This is a genomic window from Amycolatopsis sp. cg5 (assembly GCF_041346955.1).
GTDB lineage: Bacteria > Actinomycetota > Actinomycetes > Mycobacteriales > Pseudonocardiaceae > Amycolatopsis.
The window spans coordinates 7,232,248-7,245,530 of record NZ_CP166849.1; the positions used below are offsets into that span (position 1 = coordinate 7,232,248).

The window sequence follows — 13,283 nt, forward strand, 5'->3', positions numbered from 1 at the left end:
TGCGGCCACTGTGTCGCGCGCCACACCCTCTCGGTCAGTTCCCGGCGGGTACGGCTCCTCGTTCGTCGACGACGGAGACACGCACCGAGCTGGACGCGATCACGGTGCCGGCGGGGAAACCGGCCTGCGACTCGGTCTGGACCTGCCGTTCACCGATGAACTCACCGGTGTCCGGGTCGACGATGATCTCCCACCTGGCCTTGTACGTCGGCACGCCCAGCGCGACACCCTTGCGGCCGTCGAGGTTCGCCACCTGGTCGGTCACCTTCAAGTCCGGGGTCTTGATCAGTGCCCGGTACAGCGCTTCACGCAGATCGGCCGGAACCGCCCCGGTGCTCAGCAGCCGGCTCGCCCGCTGCAGCACCTCCGCACCGGCGGTCGTGGCCTTCGGGTCGGCCTCCGGCCGCAGCAGCTGGTACAGCATCTCCGGATCACGCGGCAACTGCGCCAGCCGCTCCTTGCTCGGCGAGCTCCACTCGTCCAGCAGCCCGTCGTAGCCGTAAACCCCCTTGGGGAACCGGCCGCCCGCCGCCTGCCATTCACCTGTCACGGCCTTGTCGAGCGCGGTGGGGTCGAATCCGCGGGAGCGTGCCTCCTCCTCGGTGCCGAACAGCCACTGCCGCTGTCCGGTCACCTCGACCTTGCGCGACCACTCGCCGTCGATGTCACTCGGCTGCCAGGTCTGTGTCCTGATCTCCCGGCGGAAGGAGATGAGCTGCCCGTCCGGCAGCCCGCAGCTGGGGCCGCAGCTCGGGGTGTCCCACTGCCGGGTGTCGAGGTACCGGTACTTCCCGTCCGGCACCGGGGTGTCGCCCGCGACGTGGATCCGGTCGGCCGCGGTGTCCAGCACCTGCTGTGCCGACGCGAACCGCACGGCGGGTGCGGAACCGCCACCACCATCGCCCGTGGTCACCACCGCGATGCCGCCCGCCGCGATCGCCGTCACCGCGGCGGCGACCAGCAGCGGCCGCACCATCCGCCGAGGGGCGTGGGCTTGTGCGGCACCTCGCCGCCGCAGTTCCGCCAGCACGGGGCCCGCCGAGGGAACTTCGATCGCCGGGCTGGCCAGCGCTTCCTTGATCTGGTCTTCGATGGTCATGTCAGCTCATCTCGCTGGTCAACGGCAGGGGAAGGGGAAGGACACTCGCGGAAGCGCTTTCCGCGGCACGCAGCTTGGCGATCGCACGGGAGATGTAGCCGCGAACGGTGACCTCCCGGCACCCGAGCACCGACGCGATCTCGGCGTCGTCGCAACCCGAGTAGTAGCGCAGCACCACCGCGGCGCGCTGTTTGCGCGGCAGGCCGGCGATCTTGGCCAGCATCGCGTCGCGCTCGTCGTACTGCGCCGAAGCGTCGGCCGCTGGCGGCGTCAACACGTCCAATTGCGACAGTGACACCGTCACGTCCTTTGTGGACCTTCGCCGCCGCCAGGACAGGTATTCGTTGGTCACCATGCGTTTGACGTAGGCCTCGGGCGACTCCATCGCCGCGATCCGCGACCAGTGCTGTTGGGCCCGCAGAAGCGCTTCCTGCACCACGTCCTGGGCGAGATGCGGATCACAGCACAATCTCGCGGCATAGCGCAGCAACGGATCCAGCCTGGCCGCCACGAACTCCTCGAACGTCACGGACCACACCGTCCCGTCTGTGTCAGTGAGTTACTCATACCCCTTGAATGCGGGCCGGCGCGGATTTGTGGTCCTTGTGGGTTACCGGGCCGCGATTCCGTCGTACATCACCCGGCGGAGCGCTTCGCTGAGCCTGCGCTGGTCCTCGGCGCCGGGTTTGCGCAGCGACGCGATCGCCGAGCCGAGGATCATCCCGTTGATGGCGTTGGCGGTGCTGGGCACGTCGAGGTCGGCGCGCAGGTAGCCCTGCTCGACGCCGTGCGATAGGTAGGCGGCGGTCAGCGCGTTGCCCAGCTCGAACAGGTCGAGCACGCGCTCGGCCATCGCCTTGTCGATGCCGGGCGCCTCGAACATGAGCAGGCGCGGGACGCGCGGGTCCTCGCCGAAGACGCGGGCGAGCGACTCGCCGATGCGCGCGGATTGGGCGCGGTAGTCCTCGAGGTTCGTCACCGCGTCGGGGGCGTTCTCTTTGGTGAGCACGGCGGCGATGCGGCCGATCAGGTCCTCGACGACGTGGTCGACGATGTCGCGCTTGTTCTCGAAGTAGCGGTAGAAGGTGCCGTGCCCGATGCCGAGCCGCGCGGCGATGTCGGCGATCCCGGTGGCGTGGTAGCCGCGGTCGGCGAAGCACTCGAACGCGGCGTCGATGATCTCGCGGCGCAGCTCCTGCTTCTTGCGTTCGGCGCGGCTGACGGGTTCGGCACTGGACGTCATGACCTGGAGTGTAGGTCCCCTCGGCCTTGCGTTCACGCTCGGGACTGACATATCGTTCCGGAACTGACACATCATTCCGCAAGCAAGGAGGCGGGCATGACGACCCAGTACGACGCCGTCGTCGTCGGCGCCGGATTCGGCGGCATGGGCGCGGCGATCCAGCTCAAGCGGCTGGGCCACCACAACCTGCTGATCCTCGAGCGCGAGCACGACCTGGGCGGCACCTGGCACGTGAACCGCTACCCCGGCCTGGCCGTCGACATCCCGTCCTCGACCTACTCGTACTCGTTCGAGCCCAATCCGCACTGGTCACGCCTCTTCGCGCCCGGCGCCGAGCTGAAGCGCTACGCCGAGCACGTGGCCGGGAAATACGGCCTGCGGGAGTCGATGCGCTTCGGCACGGTGGTCACCGGCGCGACCTGGGACGAGGACGAACGCCACTGGCGGGTGAGCATCGACGGCGGCGAGACCGTCACCGCGACCTACCTGCTCACCGCGACCGGTTTCCTGTCGCAGCCGAAGATGCCGGACATCGCGGGCATCGGCTCCTTCGGCGGCACGGTCGTCCACACCACCGCCTGGGACGACAGCGCCGACCTCGACGGCAAGCGGGTGGCGATCATCGGCACCGGCGCCACCGCGGTGCAGCTGATCCCCGAGCTTGCCAAGCGCGCCGGCGACCTCACCGTGTACCAGCGCACCCCGATCTGGGTCAGTTCCAAGCCCGACTACCGCATCCCCCGCGCGCTGCGGACACTGTTCGCCAAGGCGCCGCTCGTCCAGCGGGCCGTGCGCGTGGCGGGCAGCTCACTGCTCGAGCTGATGATGATTTCCGGCGTGGTGCACTACAAGCAGCTGCGCTTCACCAACCAGATCGCGCAGCGCTGGTGCCGCGCGCATCTGCACCGCCAGGTCCGCGACCCCGAGCTGCGCCGCGCGCTCACGCCCGACTATTCGTTCGGCTGCAAGCGGCCGACCTTCTCCAACGACTACTTCCCCACCTTCACCAAGCCGCACGTGCACCTGGAGACCACCACGATCGACCGGATCGACCGCACCGGCGTCGTCACGGCCGACGGCCGCCGCACCGACATCGACGTGCTCGTGCTGGCCACCGGCTTCAACCTCTGGGACGTCAACTTCCCGGCGTTCGAAGTGATCGGGCGCGGCGGCAAGGATCTCGGCAAATGGTGGCGAGAAAACCGCTTCCAGGCCTACCAGGGCGTGACCGTCCCCGGTTTCCCGAATTTCCTGTCGCTCAACAGCCCGTATTCCTACAGCGGCCTGTCCTATTTCACGACCATCGAATGCCAGATGAAACACATGCGGCGGCTGTTCACCGCGATGCACGATCGCGGCGCCGGCGTCTTCGAAATCACCCAGCGCGCCAATGACGAATTCCTCAAGCGGATGAGCGCGAAAGTCACCGAGAATTCCGTGTTCTCACTCGGCCAGTGCGCCACTTCGCGCAGCTATTACTTCAACCAGCACGGCGAGGCGACCCTGCTGCGGCCGACCTCGACGATCAGCGCGCACCGCGAAGCGTCCGGTTTCCCGCTGGAGCACTACGCCTACGAGGCCCGCTCAGGGTCGTGAGCGTTTAGACCGGTTAGAACCGGCCGCATCACTCACGACCCCAGCGGTCCGCGAGGTCGTCGAGACCGGTGGTCACGGCGGCGACCGCGACGACGGCGTCGGGCGGCAGCCGCGAAGCGAGCGCGGCGCCGAACCCGGCCATGCGCAGGGTCTGCTCGATCACGGCGTCGGTGTCGGCGGGCCAGTGCGCCAGCGGCTGGGCGATGAGCAGCGAGGCGCAGCCGTGGACCGCGGACCAGAGGCTCGCCGACAGCACGCGGGGATCGCCGCGGAACACCCCGGCGTCCACGCACCTGGCCACGTTGTCGACGAAGTGCTGGAGGCAGGTCGAAACGGCCTCGGCGGCTTCCGGGCCGGCGGCCGGACGGGTGATCAGGGTGCGGTACTGCACCGGGTGTTCGAGCGCGAAGTCGATGTAAACCCGCGCGGCGCGGTGCAGCGTGGTGAACGGGTCGAAACCCAGCTGGACGACCGCGCACAGCCGCTGGCTCAGTTCGGTCCACACTCGCAGGCAGACCGCTTCGACCAGTGCTTCCTTGTCGGTGAAATGCCGGTAGACCGAGGGCGGCGTGACGCCGACCGCCTCGGCGACCGCGCGCACGGTCACCGCGTCCTCATTGCCGGTGGCGATGAGCAGCTCTTCGGCCGCGCCCAGGAGTTCATCACGCAGCAGCGCGCCGTCGCCGCGCCGCGCGCGCACTCGTTTGGTCACCACCCGCGCAAGTTGACACCGTTACCGTAACCATGTCAACGTAACGACGTTAACTTACTGGCAGTCAGCTCCAGAGACAGGTGCCTCATGACCCCGACCAACGCCCAGATCCGCCTCGCCGCCCACCCGACCGGCCTGCCCCAGCCGTCCGACTGGGACTACAGCGAGCAGCCCGCGCCTCAGCCGGGAGTAGGTGAGTTCCTCGTCAAGGTCGAGCACCTTTCACTCGATCCCGCGATGCGTGGCTGGATCTCCGGCGTCCGCACCTACGTCGAGCCGGTCAAGCTCGGCGAGATCATGCGTGCGGGCGGCATCGGCCGGATCGTCGCCTCCGAGCACCCGGACTTCAAGGTCGGCGACACCGTGTCCGGCCAGTTCGGTGTCCAGCGCTACGCACTCGGCAAAGCGGACACCGTGACCAGGATCGACACTTCGCTGGCCACCGCGCCCACCCACCTCGGGGCGCTCGGGATCGCGGGCATGACCGCCTACTTCGGACTGTTCGACGTCGGCCGCCTCGAGCCTGGCCAGACCGTCGTCGTCTCCGGAGCCGCCGGCGCCGTCGGCAACGTCGCGGGCCAGATCGCCCGCATCGCGGGCTGCCGGGTCATCGGCATCGCGGGTGGCCCTGCCAAGTGCGCCCACCTCGTCGACGACCTCGGGTTCGACGCCGCCATCGACTACAAGGCAGGCGACATCCGCGCCCAGCTGCGCGCGCACGCCCCCGGCGGCGTCGACGTCTTCCTCGACAACGTCGGCGGCACCATCCTCGACGACGTCCTCACCTGCCTGGCGCCCGGCGCGCGCGTCGTCATCAGCGGCGCGATCTCCCAGTACAACGCCACCCAGAAGAGCGGGCCCGCCAACTACATGCAGCTGCTCTTCAAGCGCGCGTCGATGACCGGGTTCGTCATCTTCGACTACGCCCAGCGCTATCCCGAAGCGCAGGCGAAGCTGGCCGAGTGGGTGAGCACGGGACAGCTCATTTCTTCCGAGCACGTCGTCGAAGGCGACATCAAGGACTTCCCCGAGACGCTGCTCACCCTGTTCTCCGGCGGCAACACCGGAAAGCTCATCCTCGCCCTGCCGTAAGGGTCAGTCGCCGCAGAGCGCACGCTCGATGAGTCCGGCCAGCGGATTCGGCCCGGCGCCGGTGAGCGTGACCGTGTTCACCGAAACGAGCACGCTGCGCTTGCCGTCGTCGGTCACGCCGGTGCCGGTCAGGAAACCGTGGATTCCGCCGTCGTGTCCCCAATATCCGCCGCACGACGCCGGAGTCCAAGCCAGGCCGAGACCGTAGGCGCCGGTTCCCTCGGCGGGCACGGTCTTCTTCATCTCCGCCAGCTGCGCGGGCTGGAGGAGTTCCCCGGCCATCAGCGCGCTGAGGAACCTGGTGCCGTCCGCGGTGCTGCTGATCAGCTCGCCGTCCGCGCCGCCACCCATCGCGTGGTTCATCGAGGTCACGTCCACCGGCTCGCCGGGTTCTTTCGTTCCCGGCGCCGGGAAACGGTGGTAGCCGCGGGCGTGCGGGCCCGCGATGTCCGGCGACGTGGCGGGCGTGGACGTGTCGCCGAGGCCGAGTGGCCGGATGATACGGTCGGTCACCTCGCGGCGCCACGTCCGGCCGGTCGCCTTCTCGATCACCAGCCCGGCGAGGAGGTAGTTGGTGTTGGAATAGCCCCAGCCGTCGCCGGGCCGGAAATCCGGGCGGTGCGACATTGCGATCTTCACGCCACTGACGGCGCCGAGTTTGTCGTAGCGGTGCTCGAAGAAACCCTTCTCGTACTCCAATTCCGAGAGATCGGCGAAGTAGTCCGACAGGCCGCTGGTGTGTTGCAGCAGCTGCCGGACTGTGATGGCCCGGCCGTCGTTTCCGTTGCCCGCCACCAGTCCCGGCAGCCACCGGTCGACGGTGTCCTCGAGTGAGAGCCGCTCCTCGGCGGTGAGCTGCAGTACGACGGCGGCCACGAAGGTCTTGGTGAAGCTGGCGATCCGGAACCGCGCGTCCCACGGCATCGGCGTCTCGCGTTCCAGATCGCCGTACCCGCTGCGGACCTTCACCTTGCCTTGCGGCGTGCTCAGTTCGACCAGCACGCCGGGCGCGCCTTGGGCCACGAGAGCGTCCGCATCACGCTGAAGAGCACTGTCCTGTGACACGGTGGCCCCCGTCGCAACGATGCCGCGGGCACCAGGTGCCGCAACAGGTAGGTGACTTCTTTACATAGTGCGAAAAAACGTAGGTTCTCGCGGAAATTGGTGCGTCCGAGGATATGCGGTCCGGCGACCGAGTCCAGGAAGTTTCACCGGCAACTTCGGCACGACACGCGCGCGATTGCGAAAGAGGGAAATAAAAAACGCCCGCTCGAGGAGCGGGCGTTTTTTCTGTACCCCCGATGGGATTCGAACCCACGCTACCGGCGTGAGAGGCCGGCGTCCTAGGCCGCTAGACGACGGGGGCCAGGAACTTCACCTTGCGAGAGTGAAACTTACCAGACTTGGTTTTTCGCTCTGCAGCTGGGGTACCAGGACTCGAACCTAGAATAACTGGACCAGAACCAGTCGTGTTGCCAATTACACCATACCCCATCGGAGTGACTCGCCGATCTTGCTGGCGTGTGCTCCAACGAGAAGAAATACTAGAGTACCGCCTTCCCGAGCCTGACAGCGGGGGTACCAAGTGCCCGCTGAGCAGGCACTCCGACGCTGGCGAACTCCGAAACGAGCAGCTCGGGGAGCTCGTCGAGACCGCGGATGGTGTGCACGCCGTCGGGCGCCGGGTGGCCGGTGTCGTCGCGGTCGAGCCAGACGGCGCCGAGGCCCGCGTTGTGCGCGCCGATCGCGTCCGTGTCGAGCTTGTCGCCGACGTGCACGGTGTCGGCGGGCGCGCAGCCCGCCGCGTGGCAGACCGAGTGGAACATCACCGGGTGCGGTTTGGCGACGCCGAGTTCGCCAGCGATGGCGACGTGATCGAAGTAGGACGCGAGGCCGAGGTCGGCGATCTTGCGGCGCTGGTGCACACCGGAGGCGTTGGTCACCGCGGCGATGAGCACGCCGGCGGCGCGCAGCCAGTCGAGGCACGGCAGCACGTCGTCGAAAAGCCGGAATGAGCGGGCCAGCAGCTCCCGACGGCGTCGCTCGAAGTCAGCGACGTCCTCGGCGGCCGCCAGCACGCCCATCTCCGCCAGAAAGCACGCCGTGCGGCGGTGATGCATGGTGGCGTAGTCGATCTCGCCCGCCACCACCATCGCCACGTGCTCTTCGGTGATCAAGTCCCACAACGGCCACATGTCCGGACGACCGGTCAACGCGCCCAGCGTGAAGCGGATCGCCGCCGTGCAGTCGATCAACGTGTCGTCAATGTCCAAACAGACCAGACGTAACTCTGGCGGCGACCACGGAGCGGGGGCGATTTGCGGTGTCGTCGGGGAGGCAAGCGCAAAATCCACTTAGCGAGGCTAGGCCAAGTCCGGCCGCTCCGACTCGGCCAAGGAGGTGATTAGCGGCGGTCTGTTTCGACGAAGAGATGCTACTCCCAGTTGGTGAGACGCGATCTTTCAGTTACCGGGCAGCGCGCGGCGCAACCGTCCCAGTGAGACCTCACGTCCCAGCAGCTCCATGGACTCGTACAACGGCGGGGAAACCGTTCGTCCGGTGATCCCCACGCGCACGGGGCCGAAAGCCTTACGAGGCTTGAGACCCAGACCGTCCACAAGGGCCGACTTGAGCGCCTCCTCGATTGCGGAAGTCTCCCAAGACGGCAATGCCTCCAGCGCCGAAATCGCCGCCTGGAGCACGGGTTCCGCGTCGGCGCCGAGGTTCTTCGACGCCGCATCCGGCTCCGGTGCGAAGTTTTCCTCGTCGGCGAAGAGGAAGCCGAGCATCGGCGCCGCCTCGGACAGCACGGTCACCCGTTCCTGCACGAGCGGCGCGATCGCACGGAGTTTGGCGAGCAGGTCGTCACTTGGCTCGGCGGGCAGCACGCCAGCGGTCACGAGGTACGGCACCACACGGGTGACGAAGTCCTCCGGCGCCAGTGCACGCACGTGCGTCCCATTGATCGACTCGGCCTTTTTGAGATCGAAGCGCGCCGGATTGGCACTTACCTTCGAAATGTCGAAGGCCGCGACGAGCTCGTCGACGCTGAAGATGTCGCGGTCGTCGGCGATCGACCAGCCGAGCAGCGACAGGTAGTTCAGCAGGCCTTCCTTGATGAAACCCCGGTCCCGGTAGTTGAAAAGGTTCGACGAAGGGTCCCTTTTGGACAGTTTCTTGTTGCCATCGCCCAGCACGGACGGCAGGTGGCCGAACTCCGGCGTGAAATCGGTTACGCCGATGCGGCGCAGCGCCGCGTACAGCGCGATCTGCCGCGGCGTCGACGGCAGCAGGTCTTCGCCGCGCAGCACGTGCGTGATGCGCATCAGCGCGTCGTCGACCGGGTTGGTCAGCGTGTACAGCGGCTCACCGTTGTTGCGCACCAGCACCGGGTCCGGGATCGTGCCTGCCGGGAACGAGATGTCGCCGCGCACCAGGTCGGTCCAGCCGAGGTCCTCGTGCGGCATCCGCAGCCGCAGCACCGGCTTGCGGCCTTCGGCGCGGAACGCCTCGCGCTGCTCGTCGGTCAGGTCGCGGTCGAAGTTGTCGTACCCGAGCTTCGGGTCCTGGCCCGCCGCCTTACGCCGCGCCTCGACCTCTTCGTTGGTCGAGAAGGCTTCGTAAAGCTCGCCCGCCGCAAGGAGCTTCGCCGCGACGTCTGCGTAGATGTCGCGTCGCTCACTCTGGCGGTACGGCCCGTACTCGCCGCCGACACCGGGTCCCTCGTCCCAGTCGATGCCGAGCCAGCTCAGCCCGTCGAGCAGCTGCTCGTACGACTCCTGCGAGTCGCGCGCGGCGTCGGTGTCCTCGATGCGGAACACCAGGCTGCCGCCGTGGTGACGGGCGAAGGCCCAGTTGAACAGCGCCGTGCGGATCAACCCGACGTGCGGGGTTCCGGTCGGCGACGGGCAGAAGCGGGCGCGAACAGGCGTGGTCTCAGTCATAGCCCGATCAGCGTATCTGCCCCTTAAGTCCTTGACGCACCGAAGGGTCCCGGTGCATCCTCGATTTATTCAACAAGTGATGAATAAGGGGATGATGGAGATGACCGAGCGCACGGACTGCGTGGTCGTCGGCGGCGGACCGGCCGGGATGGTGCTGGGGCTCCTGCTGGCCAGGGCGGGCGTGCGGGTGACCGTCATGGAGAAGCACGCCGACTTCCTGCGCGACTTCCGCGGCGACACCGTGCACCCGTCGACGCTGACGCTGCTCGACGAACTGGGGCTGGGCGAGAAGTTCCACGCGCTGCCGCACAGCGAGATCAAGCAGATCGGCTTCCCGAAGGACGACGGCGGGATGCTGATCTTCGGCGACCTGGGCAGGCTGAAGGTGCCGCACCCGTACGTCGCGATGGTCCCGCAGTGGGACTTCCTGGACCTGATGGCCGAGGCAGGCCGCGCCGAGAAGACCTTCGACCTGCGGATGAGCACCGAGATGACCGGCCTGATCCGCGAGCACGGCAAGGTCACCGGCGTCCGCTACCGCACCGAGGGCGGCGAGGAGCGCGAACTCCGCAGCAACCTGGTCGTGGCCGCCGACGGGCGCTGGTCGCTCGCGCGGCGCGAGTCGGGCTTGCGGCCCAAGGACTACGGCGTGCCGTTCGACGCGTGGTGGTTCCGCCTGTCACGCCCGGCCGAGCAGGGCCTGAGCGGCGCGCAGATCATGCCGGAGATGCGCAACCGCCGCTTCGGCGTGCCGCTGCCGCGCGTCGGCTACTACCAGATCGCCTATCTCGCGCCGAAGGGCGAAGACCTGCGCCAGCACGGCATCGAGAAGTTCCGTGAGACCGTCGCCGCGTTGTTCCCGGCGTTCGCGGACCGCGTCGGCGAACTCGAGTCGATGGACGAGGTCAAGCTGCTCGACGTGAAGCTGAACCGGCTGCACCGCTGGCACATCGACGGCCTGCTCTGCATCGGCGACGCGGCGCACGCGATGTCACCCGTCGGCGGCGTCGGCATCAACCTGGCGGTGCAGGACGCGGTCGCGACCGCGCACCTGCTGGCCAAGCCACTGCTGAGCGGCAAGGTCACCGGCAAGGACCTCGCGAAGGTCCGCGCCCGCCGCTGGCTGCCGACCGTGCTGGTGCAGGGCCTGCAGCGGCTGCTGCACAAGGCCGTCATGCGCCCGGTGATGGAAGGCAGGCGCAACGGCCCGCCGCCCGCGATGATCAAGGTGTTCCGCCGGTTCCCCGGCCTGTCGATCGTGCCCGCGTACCTGCTCGGCATCGGCTTCCGCCCCGAGCACGCGCCGGACTTCGCGCGGCGCGCTACAGAGCCTGCACAGGGTTAGTCAGCGTCCCGATGCCCTCGATGGTGATCGAAACCTGCTGCCCGTCGACGATCGGGCCGACCCCCTCCGGGGTGCCGGTCAGGATCACGTCGCCGGGCAGCAGCGTCATGACGCCGGAGACGAACTCGACCAGCTCGGGGATCTTGTGCACCAGGTCGGAGGTGCGCCCGTCCTGCTTGAGCTCACCGTCCACCTCGGTGCGCAGCGCCAGGTCGGACGCGTCGATCGAGGTCTCGATCCACGGGCCCAGCGGGCAGAACGTGTCGTACCCCTTGGCACGGCCCCACTGCCCGTCGGACTTCTGCAGGTCACGCGCGGAGACGTCGTTGGCCACGGTGTAACCGAGGATCACGCTCGACGCGCGCGCCGCGCTGACGTTCTTGATCGGCTGGCCGATCACGATCGCCAGCTCACCCTCGAAGTCGATGCGCCCGACGTCGCCGGGCCGCTTGATGGCCGCGTTGGGGCCGATCACCGTGGTCGACGGCTTGATGAAGGTCATCGGCGAGGTCGGCACCTCGTTGCCGAACTCGGCCGCGTGCTTCGCGTAGTTGCGCCCGACCGCGATGATCTTCGACGGCAGGATCGGCGCCAGCAGGCGGACATCGGCCAGCGGCCACCGTTTCCCGGTGAAGTTCGGGGTACCGAAGGGGTGCTCGGCGATCTCGAGCACCTGGGCGTCGTCACCGTCCCCCTCGACCGAAGCGAAGGCGACACCACCGGGATGAGCAATACGGGCTAAGCGCACGCGGCCGAGCTTACTAGGTCAACTTGAGAGTGCTCTTGGCCAGCTCGTAGGCCTTGACGTTGGTGTCGAAGGTCTCCTGGTCGAGCCCGCCCACCTCGAGCAGCACGACCGAGTTCGCGGCGGACACGGCGAGCACCCGCTTGGGCATCTCGATGTCGTCCTGCTTGATGACGTAACTCACTTCCTTGCCCGCGATGGCGCCCGCGGTGACGTCGGAGTAGGCGAACCCCTCGGCGCCCTTGGACTTGGTGGCGAAGGTCTTCAGGCCGGACTCGAGGTCGGGCGCGGTGACCTTGTAGACGCGCAGGAAACCGAGGCTGCCCGCCGGCTTCGAGTCGATCTCGCAGAGGATCTCGCTGCCCGCGTCGACCGTGCCCGCCTTCCACTTCTCGGCGATCTTGAACGTCACCGGCATCGGGCAGGCGGAACCAGCCGGGCCGACCTCGGCGGCGGCGGGCGCCGGCTTGGTGTCACCGTCGGAGCCGCATCCGGCGGCCAGCAGCAAGGCGGCGAGCGGCACAAACTTCTTCATGTTCTCCCCCTCGGATTCGTGCATGATCACCCTAGCCGCGCGGCCATGTCACGTCTGCCGGGTTTCACACGTCGAGGGGACATGATGAACGACTTCTCCCTGGCGGAGCGCTTCGAAGAGAACCGCGGCAGGCTGCGCGCGGTCGCGTACCGGATGCTGGGCTCGACCGGCGAGGCCGAGGACGCCGTCCAGGAGGCCTGGCTGCGGCTGAGCCGCTCGGACACCAGCGAGGTCGAGAACCTGGCCGCCTGGCTGACCACGGTCGTCGGCCGCGTCTGCCTGGACGTGCTGCGCTCGCGTAAGTCACGCGGCGAGGAGCCGCTCGGCGTGCACGTGCCCGACCCGATCGTCAGCCTGGACCCCGAGCAGGAAACGCTGATGGCCGACTCGGTCGGCCTCGCGCTGCTCGTCGTGCTGGAGACCCTCTCCCCCGCCGAACGCCTGTCGTTCGTGCTGCACGACATGTTCGGCGTGCCCTTCGACGACATCGCCACGATCGCGGGCCGCACACCCGCCGCGACCCGTCAGCTCGCGAGCCGCGCGCGGCGCCGGATACAGGGCGTTCCGGCGCCCGAGACCGACCTCACGCGGCAGCGCACGGTCGTGGAGGCGTTCATCGCGGCTTCACGCGGCGGCGATTTCGACGCGCTCGTCGCGGTGCTCGATCCCGATGTCGTGCTTCACGTCGACGGCGGGTCGTTCTCGAAGCTCGTCCGCGGCGCGGCGGAGGTCGCGGGCCAGGCGTTGATGTTCTCGCGGCTCGCGCCCTATTCCCGCCCGGCGCTCATCAATGGCGCCTGGGGGATTTTGACCGCGCCCGAAGGAAAACCTGCCTCGGTCATGGCGTTCACGGTGCGCGGCGGCCTCGTGGCCGAGCTGCACATCTTGGCCGACCCGGCGCGACTCGAACGCTTGGAGGTCAAAGACTCGTGAGTGGTACGGCCGGTTCTAACCGGCAATACCACTCACGAG

At 68.1% G+C, this 13,283-nt stretch carries 13 protein-coding genes and 2 tRNA genes; 4 read left to right on the top strand and 11 right to left on the bottom strand.

Going from position 1 to position 13,283, the window contains the following annotated elements:
* Positions 1-34: 34 nt before the first annotated feature.
* The 3 genes from AB5J62_RS32445 to AB5J62_RS32455 all read right to left on the bottom strand — a co-directional run bounded on the left by AB5J62_RS32445 (position 35) and on the right by AB5J62_RS32455 (position 2,342).
* Positions 35-1,099, bottom strand: a complete 1,065-nt coding sequence (locus AB5J62_RS32445) for a CU044_5270 family protein (protein ID WP_370943808.1) — start codon at positions 1,097-1,099, stop codon at positions 35-37.
* A gap of 1 nt (position 1,100) precedes the next feature.
* Positions 1,101-1,628: a SigE family RNA polymerase sigma factor gene (locus tag AB5J62_RS32450; RefSeq protein ID WP_370943809.1), complete on the bottom strand. Its 528-nt coding sequence runs from the start codon at positions 1,626-1,628 to the stop codon at positions 1,101-1,103.
* Positions 1,629-1,709: 81 nt separating this feature from the next.
* Positions 1,710-2,342 (bottom strand): TetR/AcrR family transcriptional regulator, encoded by a 633-nt coding sequence (locus AB5J62_RS32455; RefSeq protein WP_370943810.1) that lies wholly within the window; start codon positions 2,340-2,342, stop codon positions 1,710-1,712.
* A gap of 96 nt (positions 2,343-2,438) precedes the next feature.
* On the opposite strand from AB5J62_RS32455, the gene AB5J62_RS32460 reads away from it, so the two are divergent.
* Positions 2,439-3,938: a flavin-containing monooxygenase gene (locus tag AB5J62_RS32460; protein ID WP_370943811.1), complete on the top strand. Its 1,500-nt coding sequence runs from the start codon at positions 2,439-2,441 to the stop codon at positions 3,936-3,938.
* A 28-nt stretch (positions 3,939-3,966) separates the two neighbouring features.
* On the opposite strand, the gene AB5J62_RS32465 is transcribed toward AB5J62_RS32460, so the two are convergent.
* Positions 3,967-4,653 carry a TetR/AcrR family transcriptional regulator gene (locus tag AB5J62_RS32465; RefSeq protein ID WP_370943812.1) on the bottom strand — a complete coding sequence of 229 codons (687 nt, stop codon included), beginning with the start codon at positions 4,651-4,653 and terminating at the stop codon, positions 3,967-3,969.
* A gap of 84 nt (positions 4,654-4,737) precedes the next feature.
* Here AB5J62_RS32465 and AB5J62_RS32470 point away from each other — a divergent pair, with 84 nt between their 5' ends.
* Positions 4,738-5,742: an NADP-dependent oxidoreductase gene (locus AB5J62_RS32470; protein ID WP_370943813.1), complete on the top strand. Its 1,005-nt coding sequence runs from the start codon at positions 4,738-4,740 to the stop codon at positions 5,740-5,742.
* A gap of 3 nt (positions 5,743-5,745) precedes the next feature.
* Here the strand turns inward: AB5J62_RS32470 and AB5J62_RS32475 are convergent, their stop codons facing one another.
* From AB5J62_RS32475 to gltX, 5 genes are all read right to left on the bottom strand, one after another.
* Positions 5,746-6,807: a serine hydrolase domain-containing protein gene (locus AB5J62_RS32475; protein WP_370943814.1), complete on the bottom strand. Its 1,062-nt coding sequence runs from the start codon at positions 6,805-6,807 to the stop codon at positions 5,746-5,748.
* A 228-nt stretch (positions 6,808-7,035) separates the two neighbouring features.
* Positions 7,036-7,108, bottom strand: a tRNA-Glu gene (locus AB5J62_RS32480).
* A 56-nt stretch (positions 7,109-7,164) separates the two neighbouring features.
* Positions 7,165-7,236, bottom strand: a tRNA-Gln gene (locus AB5J62_RS32485).
* 50 nt (positions 7,237-7,286) lie between these two features.
* Entirely contained in the window at positions 7,287-8,060 is a 774-nt protein-coding gene (locus AB5J62_RS32490) for an HAD family hydrolase (RefSeq protein ID WP_370950399.1), read from the bottom strand.
* Between the two features lie 144 nt (positions 8,061-8,204).
* Entirely contained in the window at positions 8,205-9,686 is a 1,482-nt protein-coding gene (gene gltX, locus AB5J62_RS32495) for a glutamate--tRNA ligase (RefSeq protein ID WP_370943815.1), read from the bottom strand.
* Positions 9,687-9,786: 100 nt separating this feature from the next.
* On the opposite strand from gltX, the gene AB5J62_RS32500 reads away from it, so the two are divergent.
* Positions 9,787-11,031, top strand: a complete 1,245-nt coding sequence (locus AB5J62_RS32500) for an FAD-dependent oxidoreductase (RefSeq protein ID WP_370943816.1) — start codon at positions 9,787-9,789, stop codon at positions 11,029-11,031.
* On the opposite strand, the gene AB5J62_RS32505 is transcribed toward AB5J62_RS32500, so the two are convergent.
* Both AB5J62_RS32505 and AB5J62_RS32510 read right to left on the bottom strand, forming a co-directional pair.
* Positions 11,009-11,779 carry a fumarylacetoacetate hydrolase family protein gene (locus AB5J62_RS32505; protein WP_370943817.1) on the bottom strand — a complete coding sequence of 257 codons (771 nt, stop codon included), beginning with the start codon at positions 11,777-11,779 and terminating at the stop codon, positions 11,009-11,011. The genes AB5J62_RS32500 and AB5J62_RS32505 overlap by 23 nt on opposite strands.
* Positions 11,780-11,792: 13 nt before the next feature.
* Complete coding sequence (locus tag AB5J62_RS32510; RefSeq protein WP_370943818.1) at positions 11,793-12,311, bottom strand: lipoprotein; 519 nt, start codon at positions 12,309-12,311, stop codon at positions 11,793-11,795.
* A gap of 84 nt (positions 12,312-12,395) precedes the next feature.
* On the opposite strand from AB5J62_RS32510, the gene AB5J62_RS32515 reads away from it, so the two are divergent.
* Positions 12,396-13,244, top strand: a complete 849-nt coding sequence (locus tag AB5J62_RS32515) for a sigma-70 family RNA polymerase sigma factor (protein WP_370943819.1) — start codon at positions 12,396-12,398, stop codon at positions 13,242-13,244.
* The last annotated feature ends 39 nt before the right edge of the window (positions 13,245-13,283 follow it).

Excerpts from the sequence above, each read along its gene's own strand:
- AB5J62_RS32510 (WP_370943818.1), bottom strand. The coding sequence starts at position 12,311 with ATGAAGAAGTTTGTGCCGCTCGCCGCCTTGCTGCTGGCCGCCGGATGC.
- AB5J62_RS32460 (WP_370943811.1), top strand. The coding sequence starts at position 2,439 with ATGACGACCCAGTACGACGCCGTCGTCGTCGGCGCCGGATTCGGCGGC.
- gltX (WP_370943815.1), bottom strand. The coding sequence starts at position 9,686 with ATGACTGAGACCACGCCTGTTCGCGCCCGCTTCTGCCCGTCGCCGACC.
- AB5J62_RS32455 (WP_370943810.1), bottom strand. The coding sequence starts at position 2,342 with ATGACGTCCAGTGCCGAACCCGTCAGCCGCGCCGAACGCAAGAAGCAG.
- AB5J62_RS32500 (WP_370943816.1), top strand. The coding sequence starts at position 9,787 with ATGACCGAGCGCACGGACTGCGTGGTCGTCGGCGGCGGACCGGCCGGG.
- AB5J62_RS32470 (WP_370943813.1), top strand. The coding sequence starts at position 4,738 with ATGACCCCGACCAACGCCCAGATCCGCCTCGCCGCCCACCCGACCGGC.
- AB5J62_RS32445 (WP_370943808.1), bottom strand. The coding sequence starts at position 1,099 with ATGACCATCGAAGACCAGATCAAGGAAGCGCTGGCCAGCCCGGCGATC.
- AB5J62_RS32515 (WP_370943819.1), top strand. The coding sequence starts at position 12,396 with ATGAACGACTTCTCCCTGGCGGAGCGCTTCGAAGAGAACCGCGGCAGG.